Annotated in this window: 20 protein-coding genes; 9 read left to right on the forward strand and 11 right to left on the reverse strand. The window is 68.8% G+C overall.

The window, feature by feature from the left end; translation table 11 throughout:
• Positions 1-141: 141 nt before the first annotated feature.
• The 7 genes from cphA (at position 142) to AC1DYK_RS02480 (ending at position 7716) form a co-directional block, all read left to right on the forward strand.
• The gene (gene cphA, locus AC1DYK_RS02450; protein ID WP_478164807.1) at positions 142-2709 is read left to right on the forward strand and encodes a cyanophycin synthetase; all 2568 of its coding nucleotides are present in this window, start codon (positions 142-144) and stop codon (positions 2707-2709) included.
• A gap of 168 nt (positions 2710-2877) precedes the next feature.
• Entirely contained in the window at positions 2878-3237 is a 360-nt protein-coding gene (locus AC1DYK_RS02455; protein WP_478164808.1) for a hypothetical protein, read from the forward strand.
• Positions 3238-3341: 104 nt separating this feature from the next.
• Positions 3342-3593, forward strand: coding sequence for a hypothetical protein (locus AC1DYK_RS02460; RefSeq protein WP_442286149.1), 252 nt, complete (start codon positions 3342-3344; stop codon positions 3591-3593).
• A gap of 38 nt (positions 3594-3631) precedes the next feature.
• A complete protein-coding gene (locus tag AC1DYK_RS02465; RefSeq protein WP_478164809.1) occupies positions 3632-5128 on the forward strand; it encodes a CYTH and CHAD domain-containing protein in 1497 nt (498 codons plus the stop codon).
• Positions 5129-5359: 231 nt separating this feature from the next.
• A complete protein-coding gene (locus AC1DYK_RS02470; RefSeq protein ID WP_478164810.1) occupies positions 5360-5710 on the forward strand; it encodes an alpha/beta hydrolase in 351 nt (116 codons plus the stop codon).
• A gap of 260 nt (positions 5711-5970) precedes the next feature.
• Complete coding sequence (locus AC1DYK_RS02475) at positions 5971-6624, forward strand: response regulator transcription factor (RefSeq protein WP_478164811.1); 654 nt, start codon at positions 5971-5973, stop codon at positions 6622-6624.
• A 126-nt stretch (positions 6625-6750) separates the two neighbouring features.
• Positions 6751-7716: a formylglycine-generating enzyme family protein gene (locus tag AC1DYK_RS02480; protein ID WP_478164812.1), complete on the forward strand. Its 966-nt coding sequence runs from the start codon at positions 6751-6753 to the stop codon at positions 7714-7716.
• A 54-nt stretch (positions 7717-7770) separates the two neighbouring features.
• Here the strand turns inward: AC1DYK_RS02480 and AC1DYK_RS02485 are convergent, their stop codons facing one another.
• Genes AC1DYK_RS02485 through AC1DYK_RS02500 form a run of 4 tightly spaced genes read right to left on the reverse strand, consistent with a single transcriptional unit; the run spans position 7771 to position 9503 of the window.
• The gene (locus AC1DYK_RS02485; RefSeq protein ID WP_478164813.1) at positions 7771-8211 is read right to left on the reverse strand and encodes an outer membrane lipoprotein; all 441 of its coding nucleotides are present in this window, start codon (positions 8209-8211) and stop codon (positions 7771-7773) included.
• Between the two features lie 16 nt (positions 8212-8227).
• Positions 8228-8794 (reverse strand): hypothetical protein, encoded by a 567-nt coding sequence (locus AC1DYK_RS02490; protein ID WP_478085721.1) that lies wholly within the window; start codon positions 8792-8794, stop codon positions 8228-8230.
• 47 nt (positions 8795-8841) lie between these two features.
• Positions 8842-9237: a hypothetical protein gene (locus AC1DYK_RS02495; RefSeq protein ID WP_478164814.1), complete on the reverse strand. Its 396-nt coding sequence runs from the start codon at positions 9235-9237 to the stop codon at positions 8842-8844.
• 11 nt (positions 9238-9248) lie between these two features.
• Positions 9249-9503 carry a hypothetical protein gene (locus tag AC1DYK_RS02500; protein WP_478164815.1) on the reverse strand — a complete coding sequence of 85 codons (255 nt, stop codon included), beginning with the start codon at positions 9501-9503 and terminating at the stop codon, positions 9249-9251.
• A gap of 250 nt (positions 9504-9753) precedes the next feature.
• Here AC1DYK_RS02500 and AC1DYK_RS02505 point away from each other — a divergent pair, with 250 nt between their 5' ends.
• Positions 9754-10143, forward strand: coding sequence for a hypothetical protein (locus AC1DYK_RS02505; RefSeq protein WP_478164816.1), 390 nt, complete (start codon positions 9754-9756; stop codon positions 10141-10143).
• Between the two features lie 4 nt (positions 10144-10147).
• On the opposite strand, the gene AC1DYK_RS02510 is transcribed toward AC1DYK_RS02505, so the two are convergent.
• The 3 genes from AC1DYK_RS02510 to AC1DYK_RS02520 all read right to left on the reverse strand — a co-directional run bounded on the left by AC1DYK_RS02510 (position 10148) and on the right by AC1DYK_RS02520 (position 13323).
• A complete protein-coding gene (locus tag AC1DYK_RS02510; protein ID WP_478164817.1) occupies positions 10148-11026 on the reverse strand; it encodes a hypothetical protein in 879 nt (292 codons plus the stop codon).
• Between the two features lie 172 nt (positions 11027-11198).
• Positions 11199-12644 (reverse strand): NAD-dependent succinate-semialdehyde dehydrogenase, encoded by a 1446-nt coding sequence (locus tag AC1DYK_RS02515; RefSeq protein WP_478085727.1) that lies wholly within the window; start codon positions 12642-12644, stop codon positions 11199-11201.
• Between the two features lie 58 nt (positions 12645-12702).
• Positions 12703-13323 carry a hypothetical protein gene (locus AC1DYK_RS02520; protein WP_478164818.1) on the reverse strand — a complete coding sequence of 207 codons (621 nt, stop codon included), beginning with the start codon at positions 13321-13323 and terminating at the stop codon, positions 12703-12705.
• 277 nt (positions 13324-13600) lie between these two features.
• On the opposite strand from AC1DYK_RS02520, the gene AC1DYK_RS02525 reads away from it, so the two are divergent.
• Positions 13601-14050 (forward strand): hypothetical protein, encoded by a 450-nt coding sequence (locus tag AC1DYK_RS02525; protein WP_478164819.1) that lies wholly within the window; start codon positions 13601-13603, stop codon positions 14048-14050.
• 270 nt (positions 14051-14320) lie between these two features.
• On the opposite strand, the gene AC1DYK_RS02530 is transcribed toward AC1DYK_RS02525, so the two are convergent.
• The 4 genes from AC1DYK_RS02530 to AC1DYK_RS02545 are packed head-to-tail and all read right to left on the reverse strand — an operon-like array spanning position 14321 to position 20010.
• Positions 14321-15367 carry an AI-2E family transporter gene (locus tag AC1DYK_RS02530; RefSeq protein ID WP_478164820.1) on the reverse strand — a complete coding sequence of 349 codons (1047 nt, stop codon included), beginning with the start codon at positions 15365-15367 and terminating at the stop codon, positions 14321-14323.
• Positions 15368-15377: 10 nt separating this feature from the next.
• The gene (locus tag AC1DYK_RS02535; RefSeq protein WP_478164821.1) at positions 15378-16829 is read right to left on the reverse strand and encodes an efflux transporter outer membrane subunit; all 1452 of its coding nucleotides are present in this window, start codon (positions 16827-16829) and stop codon (positions 15378-15380) included.
• An 11-nt stretch (positions 16830-16840) separates the two neighbouring features.
• The gene (locus tag AC1DYK_RS02540; RefSeq protein WP_478164822.1) at positions 16841-18505 is read right to left on the reverse strand and encodes a proton-conducting transporter transmembrane domain-containing protein; all 1665 of its coding nucleotides are present in this window, start codon (positions 18503-18505) and stop codon (positions 16841-16843) included.
• Positions 18502-20010, reverse strand: a complete 1509-nt coding sequence (locus tag AC1DYK_RS02545; RefSeq protein WP_478164823.1) for a complex I subunit 5 family protein — start codon at positions 20008-20010, stop codon at positions 18502-18504. The genes AC1DYK_RS02540 and AC1DYK_RS02545 overlap by 4 nt, the downstream gene beginning before the upstream one ends.
• Positions 20011-20023 lie beyond the last annotated feature (13 nt).

Below are 20023 nucleotides of genomic sequence, written 5' to 3' on the forward strand. Positions count from 1 at the left end.
GATGACCTCCAGGTTTCGCGCACTTCGCGCAGGCGCCCGGGAGCAGCGGCGGAACCGGCTTTGCCGGGCCGCGCGCTGCGCCCCCTTGAGGGGGGAGGCGGCTACGCGAAGCGAGCAAGCAACGGGGGGGAGCCAATAATCATGGAAGTCACCCGCATCCGCGCCTTGCGCGGGCCCAATCTCTGGAGCCGCCACACCTGCATCGAGGCAATCGTCCGCTGCACGGGCGATGACACCGCGATCGAACGCCTGCCGGGCTTCGAGGACCGCCTGCGCGCGCTGTTCCCGACCATCGGCGAGTTGCACCCGATCGTGCTGGGCCAGCCGCTGGCACTGGCCCACGTGCTCGAGAACGCCGCCATTGCCCTGCAGGCGCAGGCCGGCTGCCCGGTGAATTTCGGCCACACCTCGCGCACCCTCGAGGACGGCGTCTTCCAGGTCGCCTTCCAGTACAGCGAGGAGGCCGTCGGACGGCGCGCGCTCGAGCTGGCCATGGCCCTGATCGACGCCGCCCACGCCGGCACCGAATTCGACGCCAACGCGGCCATCACCGAGCTGCGCGACCTCGACGAATCCGAGCGCCTGGGGCCGAGCACCGGCTCCATCGTGGATGCGGCGGTGGCACGCGGCATTCCGTACCGCCGCCTCACGCGCGGCAGCCTGGTCCAGTTCGGCTGGGGCTCGAAGCAGCGCCGCATCCAGGCCGCCGAGGTCGACAGCACCAGCGGCGTGGCGGAGGCAATCGCCCAGGACAAGGAACTCACCAAGCAGCTCCTCAATGCGGCCGGCGTGCCGGTGCCGCTGGGCCGGCCGGTGGCGGACGCCGCCGACGGCTGGGCCGCGGCGCTCGAAATCGGCCTGCCCGTGGTGGTCAAGCCGCAGGACGGCAACCAGGGCAAGGGCGTCACGGTCAACATCACGACCCAGGAGCAACTGCTCGCCGCCTACGACTCGGCCGCGGTCTACGGCGAGGTCATGGTCGAGAAGTTCCTGCCGGGCTTCGACTTCCGCCTGCTGGTGGTGGGCGACCGGCTGGTGGCCGCGGCCCGCCGCGATCCGCCGCAGGTGATCGGCGATGGCGTGAAGTCGGTCCGCGAGCTGGTCGAAGGGGTCAACCAGGACCCGCGCCGCGGCGAAGGCCACGCGACCTCGCTGACCAAGATCCGGCTCGACGACATCGCCATCGGCCGCCTCGAGTCGCAGGGCCTGAAGCCCGACAGCGTGCCGACGCTCGGCCAGCGCGTGGTGCTGCGCAACAACGCGAATCTCTCCACCGGCGGCACCGCCACCGACGTGACCGACACCGTGCACCCCGAAGTGGCGGCACGCGCGGTCGATGCGGCCCAGATGGTCGGCCTGCACATCTGCGGCGTCGACATGGTCTGTGAAAACGTGCTGCGTCCGCTCGAGGAACAGCACGGCGGCGTGGTCGAGGTCAATGCCGCGCCCGGGCTGCGGATGCACATCTCGCCTTCCTTCGGCCGTGGGCGCGCGGTCGGCGAGGCGGTGATGGACACGCTGTTCGCGTACGGCGACGACGGCCGCATCCCGGTGGTCGCCGTGACCGGCACCAACGGCAAGACCACCACCGCGCGCCTCATCAACCATTTGCTCGCCGGCAGCGGATTGCGCACCGGCATGACCAACACCGATGGCGTCTACGTCGACGGCCGGCAGACCGACAGCGGCGACTGCAGCGGTCCGAAGAGCGCGCGCAACGTGCTGCTGCATCCGGACGTCGATGCCGCGGTGTTCGAAGTCGCGCGCGGCGGCGTGCTGCGCGAGGGCCTGGGCTTCGACCGCTGCCAGGTGGCGGTGGTGACCAATATCGGCAGCGGCGACCACCTCGGCCTGAACTACATCACGACCGTCGAAGACCTGGCCGTGCTCAAGCGCGTGATCGTGCGCAACGTGGCGCCTGGCGGCTACGCGGTGCTCAACGCCACCGACCCCAACGTGGCCGCGATGGCGACCACCTGTCCCGGCAGCGTGATCTTCTTCGCTGCCGACCGCACACATCCGGTGATGGCCACGCACCGCGCCCAGGGCAAGCGCACCGTCTATGTCGACCAGGATGCGGTGGTGGCCGCCGAAGGCTCCTGGCGCGAACGCATTCCGCTGCGCGACGTGCAGATCACGCGCAACGGCACCATCGGCTTCCAGGTCGACAACGTGATGGCCTCGGTGGCCGCGGCCTGGGCCGTGGGCCTGGACTGGGACAGTATCCGCAGCGGCCTCGCGAGCTTCAAGAACGACGCCGCCGGCGTGCCTGGCCGCTTCAACGTGATGGACTACCGCGGCGCCACCGTGATCGCCGACTACGGCCACAACACCGACGCCATGCGTGCGCTGGTCGCCGCAGTCGACACCATGCCGGCGAAGAAGCGCTCGGTCGTGATCAGCGGCGCCGGCGACCGGCGCGACTGCGACATCCGCGACCAGACCGCGATCCTCGGCCAGGCCTTCGACGACGTGATCCTCTACCAGGACGCGGCGCAGCGCGGCCGCGCCGACGGCGAGGTCATGGCGCTGCTGCGGCAGGGGCTGGAGGGCGCGGAGCGCACCCGCTTCATCGACGAGATTCGCGGCGAATTCATCGCCATCGACGCGGCCCTGGCCCGGCTGCAGCCCGGCGACCTGTCGCTGATCCTGGTCGACCAGGTCGAGGAAGCGCTGGCGCATCTGTCAAAACGAATCGCCGCTGGATGATGCGCTGAGCCCCCTGTCCAGCAGCGGGTGCGACGCTGTCTGACAGCAAGGCGCGCCTCCGGGCGCTCGCGCGCCGCCCTGCCGTCCCACACGATTCCTTCTCCATCGGGCCACAGACTGAGGGCCTGGAGTGGCGCGAGTCCGCGCCACCATGGACAAGGAGTCACCATGAACACCGCACTGCATTCCTGTTTCGCCGCCCTGCTGGCCGCCGGCAGCCTCGCCGGCGCATCGGCCGCCTTCGCCGCCGGATCGCCCCCCGACTCGCTGCCCTGCGACGGCATGCTGCAGGACAAGGCCGCGTGCCTGCGTGAACGAGGCGCAGCAGCCGAGACGGCCCGCCGAGGCGGCTTCCCCGCGCCCGATGCGGCCACTCTGCAGCAGAACGCGCTCGCGCGCTGCGCCCGGCAGCCGGAGAGCGACCACGAGGCCTGCGAGGCCCGGGTCATGGGAGGCGCTTCGACCACCCTGACCGGCAGCGTGCTGGGCGGCGGCGTGATTCGCCAGGCCGAAACGCCGGTTCGCTGAGCGCACAATGGCAGGCCGCCCCATGCCTGCCACGAGACTGTCACAAAGCACCTGCGGACGCTGGCTATAGTCAGGGGAATGTACTAAAGGAGGAAGGTTTCCCTATGAACGCCATCAAGGTCGCCCGCCGATTCATCGAAACGGACCCGGCCAACGCGTCTGCAAAGATCCTCGCCCGATTGGTCCTGGCACTCGAATCCGAGGCCAGCTTCGAGCTCGTCACGCTCTATGAACTCGACTACAAGAGCTTCCAGCTGGCGATGGACATCCTCAGGGAATGGCGCCTCGACCGCTACTACGCCAGCAAGTCCAAGCTGTACGATCTGTCGCTGCAGGTCAGCGAACTGAAGGAGTGAAACTGGCGCCATCCGCGTTGGGGTCACCGAGTGACCCAGTGACAGAGTTCGAGCTCAAATTCCAGGTCGACGCGCCCAACCGGGCCGCGGTGGAAGCGGCTGTCGCGCGGGGACGTTCCTATCGCGCGCGGCTGCGTGCCCGCTACTACGACACGGCGGACGGCGCGCTGGCTGCCCGGCACATCGTGCTGCGCGTGCGCAAGGAAGACGGCGCCTGGATGCAGACCGCCAAGGCCCCGGGTGCGAGCCCAGTCGAGCGTCTGGAACACAACGTCGAACTGCCGCCCGTGCGGGCCAGCGAGGTGCCGCTGCCGCTGATCGGGCGGCACGACGGGACGCCGGTCGGCGAGCGGATCGCCCAGGCCCTGCGCCAGGCCGGACACGACCCGGCCGAGGCCGAGCTGGTGCCGCTGTACGGCACCGATGTCTGGCGCACCACGCGCGAAATGCGCAGCGGCGACGCGCTGGTCGAACTGGCCTTCGATGTCGGCGAAGTGCGCAGCGGCGACCGCTCGTGGCCCCTGTGCGAACTCGAGATCGAGCTCAAGCTCGGCAGCGCTTCGTCGATGCTCGAGCTCGCCCGCCGCTGGCGCGGCCGCTACGGACTCTGGCTCGACACCGTGTCCAAGTCCGCGCATGGCGAGCGGCTCGCGCAAGGCTTGGCCTACGGCCCGCCGACCAAGGCCCGGGCGCCCCAGCTGGACGCCGATGCCGATGGTCCGCAGGTGTTTCGCGCCGTGCTCGACAGCTGCCTGGCGCAGATGCTTCCAAACGCCAGCGAGGTCGCGGCCGGCAGTCCCGACCCCGAGCACGTGCATCAATTGCGGGTCGGCATCCGGCGGCTGCGCACCGCGCTGCGAGAGATGGCCGACTTCGCCCCGGCCATCGACCCGGCCTGGGAGCCCGTGCTGGCCGATACCTTCCGCGCGCTCGGCCGCCAGCGCGATCGCGACCACCTGCTGCGGGTGGTGCAGCCGCAGATGCTGGCGCACGGGGCACCGCCCTTCGAGTTCGAGGAGGCGTCCGGCGAGATCCCCGAATCGAAGACCGTGGTCCGGGCGCCGAGCTTCCAGGCGGTCCTGATGGACCTGATCGCCGCCGCCCTTCCGAGCGGCGCCGAGGGCGAGCCGGCGAAGAAAGGCACACCCGCACGCAAGGCGCTCCGGCTCCGGCTTTCGACGCTGCATCGGCAAGTGCTGCGAGACGGCAAGCGCTTCGACAGCCTCGAGCCGGCCAAGCAGCATCGCGTGCGCAAGCGCCTGAAGCGGCTGCGCTACCTGGGCGAGTTCGCGGCCCCCCTGTTCGGACGGCGCGCCGCGCAGCGCTTTCTGGACCAACTGGAACCGGCGCAGGATGCGCTCGGCGCGCACAACGACGCCCAGATGGCGATGACCGCCTGCCGCGACGGCGCCGCCTACGACGGCGCGGCCTGGTTCGCGGTCGGCTGGCTGGCGGCGAACCAGCCCGCCAGCGCCGCGCAGTGCCGCAAGGCGCTCGCCAAGGTGGCGGATCTGCGCCCGTTCTGGACGCGCTGAGCGGGGGACCTCCGCGCCCCCAGCGCAGCACCCGCAGCGGCCGCGATTGGCGGTAGCACGCGAAAGCCCCCTTTGCGGCGGCTACGCGCCGAAATTTCTTCTCATTGTTTCGACACGGGCAACAGTGCGATTCATTTTTATGCGGGTTTTTACCTACATGCCAGGCTAGACTTGCCCGCACGGATCGCAAGAACGGTCCGGCCCGTTCAACCAAAGCCAGAAAGAAATCCAATGAAGACCTCGAAGATCCTCGCCGCCGCCGCCCTTTCGCTGCTCGCCGCCGCCGGTGCCCATGCCGAAATCTATGATGGCGTGCACGCCCTGACCTCTGCCAACAGCCGCGCCGAAGTGAGCGCCCAGGCCGCGGTCGCTGCCCGCAACGCCAATCCCTACGCCGAAGGCTATTCCAGCGGCGTGACCACGATTGCCAGCACCCGCGACCGCGCGTCGGTGCGCGAAGAAGCCGTTGCCGCCGCCCATGCCCCGAACCAGAACGTGCGCCGCGAATCCTTCGCCGGCAGCGTGATTCCGTCGCAATTCGGCGGTGCCCGCATCCGCACGACGCGTCAAGCCGCCCTGTAATTCGCGGCTCGCAGAAACCACCGGCCCTGGCGAAAGCGGGGCCGGTTTTTTTTCGCCTTATGGTTCGGAATTCACAATTTCGTAAAGCCAATTCACTACATTCGTAATCATTGAAGGTTCACTTACACCAAAGGGCAGCTTGTCACGCCCCTTGGCTCCGTGTTCAATGCACCTTCGCCGTCGGCGAATCCGGCCCCGCCGATGGAGCGAGAGCGCGGTGAACGTGGAGCGGCCTCTGGAGGTTAGGAATGGGCAAGTTGATGGTTTCGGATACTGACGGTGAAACTCCCACGATTCGGCTGATCGACGATGACGTCTCGTTTCGGCGCGCGCTGCAGCGGCTCCTGCGCGAGGCTGGCCATCAGGTGGCAGAGTACGGCTCGGTCGGCGAGATGCTCCTCGAGGGCATCGGCAGCGCACCCGGCTGCCTGGTGCTGGACATCCACATGCCCGGCCCCAGCGGGCTCGATCTGCAGGAGATGATCGCCAGCCAGCCCGAACCCCTGCCCGTGATCTTCGTGACCGCCGAGGCCACGGTGCATGAAACGCTGCGCGCGATGAAGGCCGGCGCCGCGGATTTTCTTTTCAAGCCGGTGGACGGCGAAACCCTGCTGTCGGTCATCGGCAAGGCCATACAGGACGATGCCGCGCGGCGCCAGGCGCGTCGACGGCTGTGCGCGCTGCAGACCCGCTACTCCCGGCTCAGTCCGCGCGAGCGGCAGGTCATGGAAATGGTGGTCAACGGTTCGCTCAACAAGCAGATCAGCGCCCATCTCGGTGCCGCGGAGCGCACCGTCAAGGCCCATCGCGCGCACGTCATGGAGAAGATGGAGGTGAGTTCGCTGGCCGACCTCGTCCGGGCCGTGGGGCAGTTGGGCATGTCACCCGGCGACGCCAGCCACGCCGGCGCCTGAAAGCGAAGACCCGCCTCCCACCTGCGCGGAACTAGGACCCACTTGCCCCGAGGGGCACCCGGGCTTCTCCTTGGCCCGACGGGCGATGCCGGCAGGCGACTCCATTATTCTTCAGCCATGCCGCCAATGTCCGATTCCACCGCCGCCCCCAAGACCGCCCCGCATCCCGCCATGGCGTGGATCCCCGACGGCAGTTTCCTGATGGGATCGGACCGGCACTATCCCGAGGAAGCGCCGGTGCACAAGGTGGCGGTGAAGGGTTTCTGGATCGACACCCACACCGTGACCAACGCCGAGTTCAAGCGCTTCGTCGATGCGACCGGCCACGTCACGCTGGCCGAGCGTCCGGCCCGGGCCGAAGACTACCCCGGCGCCGACCCCGAACTGCTCGCGCCCTCCTCGGTGGTCTTCCAGAAGACCGCGGGACCGGTGGACATGGGCAACCCGCACAACTGGTGGACCTACCAACGGGGCGCCAACTGGCGCCATCCGCGCGGACCTGGCAGTTCGCTGCAGGGCCTGTGGAAGCATCCGGTGGTGCATGTCGCCTTCGAGGACGCCGAGGCCTATGCAGCCTGGGCCGGCAAGTCGCTGCCGACCGAGGCCGAATGGGAGTTCGCGGCCCGCGGCGGGCTGGAGGGCGCCGAATACTGCTGGGGCGACGAATTCAAGGTGCGCGGCCGGTCGATGGCCAACACCTGGCAAGGCCAGTTTCCATGGCAGAACCTGCTCGAGGACGGCTACGAGTGGACCGCGCCGGTCGGCGCCTTCGCGCCCAACGGCTACGGCCTCTACGACATGGCGGGAAACGTCTGGGAATGGACCACCGACTGGTACCAGGAGCACGGCCGCATCACCCACGCCTGCTGCACGCTGGACAACCCGCGCGGCGGCCCGGTCGAGGGCAGCTACGACCCGCGAACGCCCGGAGTGCGCATCCCGCGGCGCGTCATGAAGGGCGGCTCGCACCTGTGCGCACCGAACTACTGCCACCGCTACCGGCCGGCGGCCCGCATGGCACAGCCGATCGACACCTCGACCTGCCACCTGGGTTTCCGATGCGTCGTGCGCGCCGAGCAGGCGCAGTCCTGAAAGCGGACGGAGCCGATCAAGATCGCCCCGCCCAGCTGCCCTTCCCCTGAGCGGCTACTGGGGCAGGACGCGGGCGCCCTCGCCGCTGCCTTCGATGTAGACGCGCTGCCCGACGCGCAGCACCGGCCCCGCCGGCTGTGTCACCGAAACCAGCACGCCGCTGTTGGTGCGAACCACGATCTGCTGACCGGCGATCGGCTGCGAGTACCGGTTCGCGACCTCCGCGCCGGCGATGGTGCCGCCGATGGCGCCCGCAACCATCGCCACATCGCGTCCGGTGCCGCCGCCGATCAGGCTGCCGATGCCCAGGCCCGCGAGGCCGCCGACGACCGCGCCTACGCCGGTATGTTGCGAACTCTGGATCTGCGTCGGCGTGATCTGCTCGATGACCCCCTGGCGGATCGTCATCGATCCGGACTGCGAGCCGGGCGCGGCGCAGGCCGCCAGGATCAGGACCAGGACGAAAGCCGCGATACGGGACAGAAAAGTCTTCATGATCTACCTCGCTCCTTCAAGTGATGGACTGGGGATTCTTCAACCGAAAGCCGGTCACCAGCAAGGACAGACCCACCGCCAGCGCAAAGGCACCGATCAGCAGGCGGCGCCCGTCGGCGGTTCCGAAGCCGAACAGCAGGCCGATGCCCAACAGCAGCGTGCAGGCGCTCACGACCAGCACAGGCACGACCCCGCCGCCGCGCGGGGCCAACGACACTCGCCGGCCTGCCAGCGCGTAGGCCAGCCCGGCCGCGCCGAGCGCGATGCAGGCAGTGATGATGCCGCCGAAGAAGGCGACCGAGCCCAGGATGCGGCCCTCGATGTCCGGATAGGCGAGGGCCACCGCGCCGATCGCCAGGCGGATCAGCGCATCGACCAGCACCAGCACGAAGAGCCAGTTGAAGCGCGGCACCTTGGAGAGCGCGAAGGCCACTGCCAGCGCGAGAAGCCCGTCGACCAGAGCGAAGGTGCCGTTGCGCCCGAGCATCTGCGCCATCGACGATACCGGCGCCAACAGCATGACCAGCGCGAACATCGCGCCGAACGCGCCCCGAAGCAAAAGCAGGACCCGCAGCAAAGGCATGAACGCTACTCCTTATTCATATTTGACGACAGGGTTTCGGCCGCGGATCAGCCGTCCGTCCATGGCTCCACCAGTTCCCACGGCGGCGTCTTGGACTTGGTGTTCTTGCAGAAGATGTAGCCGCCCGCGCCGAGCATCGTCTTGTGACGATTCTCGATATGTGCCAGCCGACACCCGGCGCGGCCCTTCGGATCCTTGGCCGGCGTGATGCTGCCGCTGTTGGAGGTGGCCGGGTTGTCCCAGCTGACCTTGACGCCGTCCGCACCCGTGTTCAGCGTGCCGTAGATGGTCTTCTTCATCAGATCCATGTCGGCCTTTCCGAACTTGGTGATCGGCGTGTCGCGCATCGAGTTGTAGATGCTCAACGGGGTGGCCGCTGCCGAGGCTGCGGCGGCCACCGCCACGGCCATCGCCAGCCCTTTCAATGTGTCGCTCGTTCGCATGACTGAAGTCCTTACTTGGGGAGAACGAAGTTGATCTGGAACCGGACGAACCAGTCCGAGGCATTGTCAGGCCGAATCACGTTGTAGCCGGCGCCGACAACGAAGTTCATCGGCACGAAGCCTTCGGGCCGGACCCGCAGCGTGACGATATCGGCGATCGGGTTCGAGAGCTTCGTCTGCAGGTCCGAGTCGTCCAGCGCCCAGGCGCCACAGGCTGCCAACGATGCCGCCGCCATGGCAACCCGGATCGGGCGCTCCGCGATCAACATTTCGGTATCCTCATGAAGGCCGGCATGGCACGGTCGGCGACGAACCGATCTTGGGTGCGGCCGCAAAAGCTGCAAATTGGCCCAACGGGCAACGCTTGCTGCCCTTTCGGGCAATCGGGGTTTTCGCCGAAGTTTCAATTCATGTGGGCACTCTCTGCAACAGCGCACATTGCCGATAAGACAACAGGCCGGCGCCGCCGTACCATGAAGCGTGAGACAGATGCATTTCCAGTCTGCAGGGGGACGAATGAAAACACAACAACTTGAAATCGCAGCCATGCTGGCAGCCGCCGTCATGGCCATGCCCCTGGCGGCAAGCGCCCAGCAGGCCGCAGGCGCCGCCGTGCCGATCTCCGGCGAGCAGCAGGAGGCGGACTATCGCGTGATCGCCGCGCGTTGCGGCTCACCGGCCTTCGAGAAGGCCTTCTACAAACAGTCCAGGGCCGCGGTCTCCGCAGGGCTGGTCACCAAGCACCGCGACCCGGTACAGGTCGAGAAGACCGTCACGGCGCTGCGACGCAGCCCCGTCGTGCTGGTCGCGACCCAGGCGGACTGCGCCGCCGAACTCAAGCGGTTGGCGGAACTGCAGAAGAGCCGCGCCGAGATGCTCAGGAGCGGGCGCGGACCAAGAAAATGATCCCCTACTGGGTCTTCATTCGCTTGTATTCGTTGCGCTTCATGTCGAGGTAGTCGCTGCGCTCCACCTCGTGCAACTGGCGCGCATAGCGCTCGGTGCTGTCGAACCACTGCGCCAGGCGCGTCTGCAGCTGGGCCTCGGCCGGCGCGTCGAGGTAGGAGTCGATCGCGAGGTAGTAGCGCATGGTGTTGCGCTCCACCACGCCGCGCACGCCGCCGACCAGTTCCGGCTGACCCGATCCGTCCTTGTCCTTCGTGCTGAAGCCGACCTTGTCGCTGCCGATCGTCGCGAGGTAGCCCTGCATCGCGATCCGCGCCGCCGTGCCGTAGGCATAGGCGTAGGCCATGTGGATGAACGTCTTGCCGTTGGGCAGGGGCGTCGCCTCGAACTCGATGCGGTAGTCGCGGGTCGACAGCGGCCCCTTGTCGGCACTCAGTCGCACGCTGAGGTAGTCCGCGGATACGGTCGCGGGTTGCCAGACGAAGTCGATGCGCTGCGCATCCCCCAGCGGCTGGTCGAACTTTCGACCGACCGAGACCGCCAGGGTGGTCGCCGCCCCACCGCCGCGCACGGCGCAATGCTTGGTATTCAGATGCAGCATCAACACATCGCACCACACCGCCGGCTTGCTGAGCGAGGCGCTGACCTGCTCGAAGGGATGATCGACGAGCGCGAAGATGTCGCCGCTCAACTGGCCCGAGACCTCGCTCGATTCGAGCACCAGCGGCCGCCCGAACACGTTCTTGTCGAACTGCGACTGAACCACATTGAACTTGGCCAGAAGCGCCGCGGCGCTGCCGAGCTGCTGCGACCAGGCCACGGCGGGCAGGAGCAGCAGCAGGCAAAGACACAGAACGACCCGGCGAAGCAAAGCGTTTTGCATGATGCCCGCCATTGTGTCCCCGTCCGGCCCGGAAAGAAATGCCCCAGAAAATGGCCGGCGCAGCCAGGCCCCTTCGTGAAACACCGCGGATCTGGCTTTGCCAGTCCGCTGGTGTTGCCCCCGGTAGGGGGTGGGCGCCCGACACGAAGTGCGGGCAACCTGGGGGCGAGCCCTATACAGCCATGATGGAAACGGCTTTGGTGTTCAGGTAGTTTTCCATCGCCTCCGGTCCGCCCTCGGATCCGTAGCCGGAATCCTTGATGCCGCCGAAAGGCATTTCGGGCGAAGGCGCGGCCGGCTGGTTGATCCACAGCATGCCCACTTCCATGCGCTGTGACAGCAGGTGCGCGTTCTTGATCGACTGCGTGAACGCGTAGCCGGCCAGGCCGAAAGGCAGGCGGTTGGCCTCTGTGATCGCCTCGTCAAGCGAGTCGAAGCCGCGGATGGCCGCGATCGGGCCGAAGGGCTCGTTGTTGAAGACGTCGGCCTCGAGCGACACATCGGTCAGCACGGTCGGCGCGAAGAAATTGCCGCTGCTGCCGACGCGCTCGCCACCGGTGGCGACCTTGGCGCCGGTGGCGCGGGCGTCTTCGAGCACCTTGGCCATGGCACTCAGGCGGCGCGCATTGGCCAGCGGGCCGAGCGTCGTGCCTTCGGCCAGGCCGTCGCCGAGCTTCAGGCTCTCGGCATGCTTCACCATCGCCTGGGCGAAGGCGTCGCGGATGCTGTTGTGCACCAGGAAGCGGGTCGGCGAGATGCAGACCTGCCCGGCATTGCGGAACTTGGCACCGCCCGAGGCCTTCACGGCCAGTTCGACGTCGGCGTCGGCGGCCACGATCACCGGGGCATGGCCGCCGAGCTCCATGGTGGCGCGCTTCATGTGCAGGCCGGCCAGGGCCGCGAGCTGCTTGCCCACCGGGGTCGACCCCGTGAAGGTGACCTTGCGGATGATCGGATGCGGGATCAGGTAGCTCGAGATTTCGGCCGGATCGCCGAACACCAGGCCGACCACGCCCTTGGGCACGCCGGCATCGACGAAGGCCTGCAGCAGCGCGGCCGGCGAGGCCGGCGTTTCTTCCGGTGCCTTGACCAGGAAGGAGCAGCCGCTGGCCAGCGCCGCGCCGAGCTTGCGCACGATCTGGTTGATCGGGAAGTTCCAGGGCGTGAAAGCGGCCACGGGGCCCAGCGGCTCCTTCATGACCAGCTGTTGCGCCGCCAGGTTGCGCGAAGGCACGATGCGGCCATAGACGCGGCGGCCTTCGTCGGCGAACCATTCGATGATGTCGGCACCGGCGAGCACCTCGCCACGCGCTTCGACGAAGGGCTTGCCCTGCTCCTGCGTGAGGATGCGGGCGATCTCGGGTGCGCGCTCGCGCACCAGTGCGGCGGCGCGGCGCATGGTGACCGCGCGTTCGTTGGCCGGGATCCGGCGCCAGGCCTCGAAGCCCCGCTGGGCGGCGTCGAGGGCGCGGTCGAGGTCGGCGATCGCCGCAAAGGCGACCTTGCCGATCGGCTTGCCGGTGGCTGGGTTGATCACGTCCTGGGTCTTGCCGCTCGCGGCGTCACACCATTCGCCATCGATCAGCAGGCGGGTGTCGGGGTAGCTGGGGGTGGTCATGCGGAGTCCTTGAATTGCGAGGCCGCCTGGAAGGCAGGGGGGCGGCCGCCGATCCTACCTAACTCCGCGGTCGCCGTGATTGCAGCGCCGGGTTGTTCGCGCGCACCCAGTAGAACTGCTTTGCCACGGCCGCCGGCTCGATCCGCAGCCGCCGCACCGGCGTTGCGCCGATGAGGCCGTCGACCGAGCAATAGAGCGGCTGGCCCTCGGCGAGGTTTCGATGGGCATCGAGCATCGATCGCAGCGAGACCGCCGTGCTGTTGCGCCCGGTCTCGACCGAGCGCACGAAGAAGCGTTCGCGGGTCGCGACCAGTTGGCTGCGGGAGGTCGGATCGTCACCGGCGCCGGCAAACCGGACACCCGTCCATGACGCCTCGACGTCGAAGGCCAGCATCACCGCATCGGGCGTGTCGATGCCCTTCAGCGATCCGCTCTGGGCGGCAGCCAGCCAACCCAGCAGTTGCGGCGTGAGCTCGAAGCAGACCGAATCGGGGGCCGCGCCGGCCAGTCCGGGCACGTCGACGAAGACGCTCCTGCAACTGCGGCTCGCGCTTTCGATCCGCCGCGCCTGCTGCCGGCGCCGTCTCGCGCGCACGTGGGCGACGGCCGCGAATCCGGCCACCGGCGCGGCGACGGCGAGGACCTTGAAGGCATCGTAGCCATAGCCGGTCAAGGTCATCCCCGCCCCTTCCTCAGGCACGTGCCGCGGCTCTCGTACTCCGACCTGGGATTCACGCTGGCTCCTCGTCGCAACCTGCCGCCCCGACCGACACGGCGGGTGGCATGCGCTGACCGTATATCGGCGGCGCAGCGGAAAACTTGAAGGGCCCGCGTTGCACGGGCGTGACGCCGGCGTCCCTTTCAGCGCGCCGATCCGCTCGCCGACAGCAGGTTCACGGTGTTCTGAAAGCGGTGTGATTCGACACTGCACCCCCGTTTTTTTTTGGAGGAACTTCATGACCGCAAGGCTTTTCTACCGCGTCGCGGCGTTCGCGCTGGCGCTGGTGCTCACCGCTTGCGCGGCGCCCGGCTCTCAGCCCGGATCGATGACGATCCGGCAGGGCAAGATCGAGCAGATCACGCCGACGCAGATCGCAATCTCGCATCACACCGGCGTCGGTGCGGTGCTCGGCGGCCTGACCGGCCTCGGCATCGGCATCGGCAGCCTGATCGGCGGCGGCACCGGCCGCGATGTCGCGATGGTGGTGGGCGCGATCGGCGGCACGATGGCCGGCAGCGAGATCGCCCGGCGCTACGACTCACCGCTGGCGGGCCAGGAAATCTTCGTTCGCACCGACAGCGGCGTGCCGGTCGAGGTGACCCAGCCCGTCACGCCCGGCCTGCGCGTCGGCCAGCGCGTGTTCATCCAGGGCAACGGCGAAGCCGCGCGGGTCGTGGCGCAATAGGCTCGCCCCCCAGGTTGGGCTCACTTCGTGTAGCCCGCCCACCCCCCTGACCGGGGGGCGACACCGGCGGCCCGGCGAAGCCGGTTCCGCGGTGTCTCACCAACGGGCCTGGCTGCGCCGGCCGATCAAACCCACGCTGTGCTTATTCTTCGGTGCGCGGAGCGCGCCCGTTCGGGGGCAGCCGCGGAACCGGCTTCGCCGGGCCGCCGGCTGCGCCCCCGGAAGGGGGTGGGCGTCCCGACACGAAGTGCGGGACAACCTGGGGGAGAGCTACGGCCTGCCGTTCTGCGAGAGCAGGACGGCAATGGGGCGGGTGCCGGGGAACTCCGAGAAGATGATGGTCATCATGGCGGTGATCGGCACCGCGAGGAAGGCGCCGGGCACGCCCCACAGGGCGACCCAGACGGCGAGGCTCACGAGGATCGCGAACGGACTCAGGTTGAGCGAGTTCCCCATCATGTAGGGGTCCAGGAAGTTGCCGATCAGGAACTGGACCACGGCCAGCATCATCATGATCTGGATGGCTTCGCCGGCGCCGCCGAACTGGGCCACGGCCATCAGCCCCGGCAGCACCACGCTCAGGAACGAGCCGATGTACGGAACATAGTTCAGCAAGGCGATCATCACCGCCCAGAAGCCGGCGAATTCAAGGCCGGCCAAGCGCATGATCACGTAACTCAGCGCGCCGAGCAGCACGCCGAGGAAGGTCTTGAGCGCCAGATACATGCCTACCCGTGAATTGATGTCGGCGATGACCTGCTTGATGCGCTGCGCATGCTGCGGGCTGCGCGCGATGGCCGAGATCTTCACGTCGAGACGACTGCGCTCGACCAGCAGGAAGCAGGCATACAGCGCGACCACGATCACGGTGGCGAACAGCGACGACAGCGACGACAGCGCCGAGCCGACCACCCGCTGCAGGCTCACCTGCGCCAGCAGGTCGCGCCGCAGCGTCGTCCAGGTCGGCTCCGCCTCGACGCGCATCAGCACCGCCACCCGCTGCACCGCCGCCAGCAGCGATTCCTGGTAGCGCGGCGCCATGGCGATCACGCTGTCCTTGTTGGCCAGGATGGTGTAGACCACCAGCCCCAAGCCGAGCGCGATGATCAGCACCGACAGGATCGAGATCACCAGCTGCGGCAAGGCCGGGCCCAGCAGCGGCACCCCGCCGATCAGGCGCGCCAGGCCGAGGATCACGTAGACCACGAAGACGCTGAACATGATCGGCACGAACACGTTGCGCCCGATGTAGAACACCCAGCCGATCATCAGCGCGATCGCGGTGCCGTAGACGAGCGTCTGGAATCGTTCGTTCATGCCGATGCCGTCAGCGCGTGCGCCTGTCCGCCATGTCGACCGGACGCGGCGTCTGCGAATCCGCGACATCCACCCAGCCGCCGCCCATCGCCTGGTACACGCCGATCGTCTGCGTATAGCGGTTGGCCTGCAAGGTCACGAAGGCGAGTTCGGCCGCGAACAGTTCGTTGTCGGCCACCAGCACCTCGAGATAGCCGACCAGGCCGTTCTCGAACTTGAGCCTGGACAGCCGCGCGAATTCGCGCAGCGCCTTGACGCGCCCGCGCTGGAACTCGACTCCCTCGATGCTCTTCTGCGTGCCGATCAGCGCATTGTTGGTGTCGCGCAAGGCGCCCAGGACGGTCTGCTGGTAGACCAGCTCGGCCTGCGCCTTCTGCGCCTCGGCCGAGCGGACCTGCCCCTCGATGGCGCCGAAGGTGAAGATCGGGCCGGTCAGGCCCGCGACCACCGACCACGCGGTGGCCGGACCGGTCAGGAAGTTGCTGAAGGAGGTGCTGGTGGATCCCAGGGCGCCGGTCAGCGAGAGGCTCGGATAGTAGAGCGAGCGAGCGACGCCGATGCTGGCATTCGCGGCCACCAGGTTCTGCTCGGCCGCCAGGATGTCCGGACGCCGCTGCAGCAGGTCGGAAGGCAGGCCTGCCGGGATCAGCGGCGCAAGCAGTTCGTCGATGGTCCGCCCGCGCGGGATCGGCGCCGGATCGCGGCCCAGCAGGATCGAGATCTGGTTCTCCAGCGTCGCGATCTGCTGCTCGAAGGTGGGGATCGCGGTGAGCGCCTGCTGGTACTGGGAGCGCACCTGCATCACCTCGGTCTGCGACACCAGGCCGGACTTGAAGCGCAGGTCGAAGATGCGCGCGGTCTCGCCGAAGTTGGCGGCGGTGGACTTCGCGATCTCGAGCTGGCGGTCGAGTGCGCGCAAGGCGATATAGCTGGTCGCCACGCCTGTGACGAGCGTGAGCACGACGCCGCGCTGGGCCTGCTCGCTGGCATAGACCTGGGCCTGGGCGGCTTCGCTCATGCGCCGCACGCGGCCGAAGAGATCGATCTGCCAGGTTGCGTTCAGGCTCGCCTGATACAGCGAGAAATAGTTGCTGACGGGCTCCGGGATCGGCGGCTGGCCTTCGCGGCTGGCCCGCGTGCGGGCGGCCCCGGCGCCATAGCCGAGCTGCGGATAGGCCTGGGAATCGGTGGTGGTCAGGGCGCCGAGGAACTGGTCGATGCGTGCCGCCGCGACGCGGACGTCCAGGTTGTCGCGCAGCGCCGTCTCGATCAGCTGGTTCAGGGCGGGGTCGCCGAACTGCTCCCACCATTTCGTGTTGGCGACCTCGGCCGCCTTCGGGTAGTCGATCCGCCATGCGGTCGGCGACTGCACCGACGGCCGCACGAAGTCCGGCCCGACGGTGCAACCCGCAAGACCGACCAGGACCGCGGCGCAAACCGCTGCGAGCGTTAACTTCCTCATCTCGTTCTCCTTCAGCCGAGCGCCATCAGCGCGTAGCCGAACAGCAGTGACACTACCAGCAATGCGATGCTCGCCACGGCCCAGCGCCGCGCGAAAGTGTCGATCACTTCAAATGCTTTCCCCGCCGCCGTGACGCCGCCGCCGAGCCGGCCCAGCGCGACGCCGACATCGCCCGCCGGAATGCGCGGCAGGTATCGGCCGAGGCTGTCCAGGCCAAGCGCGATGGCGCCGCCGATCAGAACCGGCCACAGGGCCGCCCACAACGCGGACGGCGCCAGCGCCTGGGGCAGCGCGCCGAGCGGCAGTGCCAGGCACAGCGCCCACGGCAGCGCCACCGAGGCCAGCGCCATCGCCAGCCAGGCCCCGACCAGCACGGCCGGCGCGCGTGCGCCCGGGTCGATGGCGGTGTCCGCACTCAGGCGTCGCAGGAAATGGACCATCAGCAGCGTGGTGGCGATCGACGACACGACCGCCACGGTGGCGGTCAGGCCGCTGCCCATGAGGTCCTTGGCCGCGTACTTGGCCAGCGCGCCACCGGTCAGCGGCAGGCCGCCGAGACCCAGGGCGATCACCGCGGCCGGCAGCAGCATCGGCCACAGGTGCCGGCGGCCGGTCAGCATGACCACGCCGACGGCGAGGAACAGCGCGCCCTTCACGAGCAGGTGGTGCGCGGCATAGAAGGCTGCGGCCAGCGCGGTGCCCGGGTCTCCGGCGGCCAGGCCCATGCCGATCACCGCCACCAGGAAGCCCATCTGGCTGACGCTGGAGTAGGCAAGAATCAGCTTGGGCTGGGTTTGCGTGAGGCCGATCGCGACGCCATAGAGGGCGCCGAAGAGGCCGATCGCCGCCAGCGGCAGGCCGAAGTCCGGCAGCGCGACGTCCAGCGGCAGGAAGCGGATCAGGGCGATGACGCTGGCCTTGACCACCGCGCCGCTCATCACCGCGGCGGCCGGGATCGGCGCGGCGCCGTAGGCGATCGGCATCCAGAAATGCAGCGGCACCAGGCCCGCCTTCATGCCGAGGCCGACGATCAGCAGCAGCAGCGTGAGATCGCGCCAGGGCGAGCCGGGCAGCGCCGCCGCGGCGTCGCGGATCAGCAGGCTGCCGTCGGGCGTGGCCTGGGCGAGCAGCAGCAAGCCGGCGAGCAGGAAGGCCTCGGCCAGCAGGGCGAGCCCGAGATAGAGAGCGCTGGCGCGCCAGGCATCGGGCCCGTCGCCCTGAAGCACGAGGCCGCTGGCGCCGACGCTCAGCACCGCGAGCAGGAAATAGAAGCCGATCAGGTCGGCCGCCAGGAAGACGCCGACACAGCCGGTCAGCGTCATCAGCCAGCAGACGATGAAGCCATCGCGGTCGGGCCGGTCGCGCAGCCAGCGCGCGGCATAGGCGCCCGCGAAGATCCACAGCAGCGAAGCGACGGCGAGCAGCATCGCGCCCGGCACATCGAGCGCGAAGGTCAATGCGAAGAAGGCATTGCCCAGCACCAGCTCGGGCTCGCCGCCGGCCAGCAAGGCCGCGGCCAGGGCCGGCACCGGTGCCAGCACGAACAGCGCCGGCAGGCGCCGCCGCAGCCGCGGGAACGCGCATGCGAGCAGCAACAGCAACGGCACGCCGAGCGCCAGCGGCAACAGCACCGGCACCTCGAACACCACGGCGGCAAGCGTGACGGAACCGATCATCGCGCCCCCATCGACAGCCCGCCGGTGCGGCCGATCTGGGCCACGTCGACCGGCAGCAGCGCCGCCACGCCGAGCAGGAACGAGCACAGCGCGAGCGCCAGCACCGCCGCCTGCTGGTAGCGCGGAACGCGCGCCTTCGGCACCCAGCCGAGCGCGGCCGGCGCCATCGCGCGCACCACCACCATGAACACGTAGGCGCTGGTCAGCAGGCCGCCCACCAGCATCACGACGACCCACCACCACTGGGCCGTGGCGATCGCGGCCGACAGCAGCAGCCACTTGGCGAGGAAGCCGCCCGAAGGCGGCAGCCCGACCAGCGAGGCGCCCGCCAGTGCGAAGGCCGCCATGGTCATCGGCAGGGCCCGGCCGGCGCCGCGCAGGTCGGCGACGCGGTCATGGCCGAGCGTGCTGTAGATGAGTCCGGCCGCCATGAACATCGCGGCCTTGGCGGTCGCATGCGAGATCGCCTGCAGCAAGCCACCGGTGACCGCGACGGCACTGTCGATCCGCGCGGCGTCGAGCCCCGCGACCAGCGGGAACATCAGGAACAGGTAGCCGATCTGGGCCACGGTCGAGTAGGCGATCAGCAGCTTCAAGCGGGCCTGGCGCAAGGCCACGACGTTGCCCACCAGGATCGCCGAGGCGCCCAGCGCCGCGAGCAGTTGCGCCGAGGGCAGCGTCACGACGCCGGCGAAGACGTCGACCCACAGGCGCACCACCAGGAACCAGGCGCCCTTGATCACCAGCGCGGACAACAGCGCGCTGGCCGCCGCGGGAGCGCCTGCATGCGCGGGCGGCAGCCACAGGTGGAGCGGGAAGAGCGCGGTCTTGGCCAGCAGCCCGGCGGTCATCAGCGCCGAGGCGGCCCAGGCCACCGGTTCGGGTCCGACCCGGGCGGCCAGCAGCGAGATGTCGAGCGTGCCGTAGGCGCCGTAGAGCAGGAAGGCGCCCAGCAGATAGAACATCGAGCCGAGCAGCGCGTACAGAAGGTAGCGCAGTGCCGCCTGCAAGGTCTCGCCGCGGCCGTCGAGGCTGACCAATGGAACGCCGGCGAAGGTGAGCAATTCGAGCGCCACGTACAGAGTGAACACGTCGCCGCTGACGAACACCAGGTTGAGCGCACCCCAGACGGCCAGCAGCAGCAGCCAGAAGGTCAGCGGGCCGCGCTTCTCGCGCACGCCGGCCGGCGTTGCGAAGTCGCCCCCCGCGTAGACGCCGATGGCCGCGACCACCAGCGCCACGACCACCATCATGCAGACCGACAGTCCGTCCGCGCGCAGCGCCACGCCGAGGGGCGGCGCCCAGCCGCCGAGCAGGTAGACCAGCGCGTCGCCGGAGCTGATCAACGCATCGGCGATCAAGGCCACCACGCCAATCCCGAGCACGAGGGTCGCCCAGGCCACCCGCTGCACGTGGCGGCCGCCGAGCACCAGCCCGATCATCACGCCGGCAAAGGGCAGCAGCACCGCCAGCACCAGCAGCAGGCCACCGGGCGTCGTCGTCATATCCACAGGCATC

Source organism: Variovorax sp. P2_H12, assembly GCF_056403395.1.

What these genes read in the sequence shown, in the direction of transcription:
- cphA (WP_478164807.1), top strand. Translation starts at nt 142, where the DNA reads ATGGAAGTCACCCGCATCCGCGCCTTGCGCGGGCCCAATCTCTGGAGC.
- AC1DYK_RS02455 (WP_478164808.1), top strand. Translation starts at nt 2,878, where the DNA reads ATGAACACCGCACTGCATTCCTGTTTCGCCGCCCTGCTGGCCGCCGGC.
- AC1DYK_RS02460 (WP_442286149.1), top strand. Translation starts at nt 3,342, where the DNA reads ATGAACGCCATCAAGGTCGCCCGCCGATTCATCGAAACGGACCCGGCC.
- AC1DYK_RS02470 (WP_478164810.1), top strand. Translation starts at nt 5,360, where the DNA reads ATGAAGACCTCGAAGATCCTCGCCGCCGCCGCCCTTTCGCTGCTCGCC.
- AC1DYK_RS02475 (WP_478164811.1), top strand. Translation starts at nt 5,971, where the DNA reads ATGGTTTCGGATACTGACGGTGAAACTCCCACGATTCGGCTGATCGAC.
- AC1DYK_RS02480 (WP_478164812.1), top strand. Translation starts at nt 6,751, where the DNA reads ATGTCCGATTCCACCGCCGCCCCCAAGACCGCCCCGCATCCCGCCATG.
- AC1DYK_RS02485 (WP_478164813.1), bottom strand. Translation starts at nt 8,211, where the DNA reads ATGAAGACTTTTCTGTCCCGTATCGCGGCTTTCGTCCTGGTCCTGATC.
- AC1DYK_RS02490 (WP_478085721.1), bottom strand. Translation starts at nt 8,794, where the DNA reads ATGCCTTTGCTGCGGGTCCTGCTTTTGCTTCGGGGCGCGTTCGGCGCG.
- AC1DYK_RS02495 (WP_478164814.1), bottom strand. Translation starts at nt 9,237, where the DNA reads ATGCGAACGAGCGACACATTGAAAGGGCTGGCGATGGCCGTGGCGGTG.
- AC1DYK_RS02505 (WP_478164816.1), top strand. Translation starts at nt 9,754, where the DNA reads ATGAAAACACAACAACTTGAAATCGCAGCCATGCTGGCAGCCGCCGTC.
- AC1DYK_RS02510 (WP_478164817.1), bottom strand. Translation starts at nt 11,026, where the DNA reads ATGCAAAACGCTTTGCTTCGCCGGGTCGTTCTGTGTCTTTGCCTGCTG.
- AC1DYK_RS02515 (WP_478085727.1), bottom strand. Translation starts at nt 12,644, where the DNA reads ATGACCACCCCCAGCTACCCCGACACCCGCCTGCTGATCGATGGCGAA.
- AC1DYK_RS02520 (WP_478164818.1), bottom strand. Translation starts at nt 13,323, where the DNA reads ATGACCTTGACCGGCTATGGCTACGATGCCTTCAAGGTCCTCGCCGTC.
- AC1DYK_RS02525 (WP_478164819.1), top strand. Translation starts at nt 13,601, where the DNA reads ATGACCGCAAGGCTTTTCTACCGCGTCGCGGCGTTCGCGCTGGCGCTG.
- AC1DYK_RS02530 (WP_478164820.1), bottom strand. Translation starts at nt 15,367, where the DNA reads ATGAACGAACGATTCCAGACGCTCGTCTACGGCACCGCGATCGCGCTG.
- AC1DYK_RS02535 (WP_478164821.1), bottom strand. Translation starts at nt 16,829, where the DNA reads ATGAGGAAGTTAACGCTCGCAGCGGTTTGCGCCGCGGTCCTGGTCGGT.
- AC1DYK_RS02540 (WP_478164822.1), bottom strand. Translation starts at nt 18,505, where the DNA reads ATGATCGGTTCCGTCACGCTTGCCGCCGTGGTGTTCGAGGTGCCGGTG.
- AC1DYK_RS02545 (WP_478164823.1), bottom strand. Translation starts at nt 20,010, where the DNA reads ATGACGACGACGCCCGGTGGCCTGCTGCTGGTGCTGGCGGTGCTGCTG.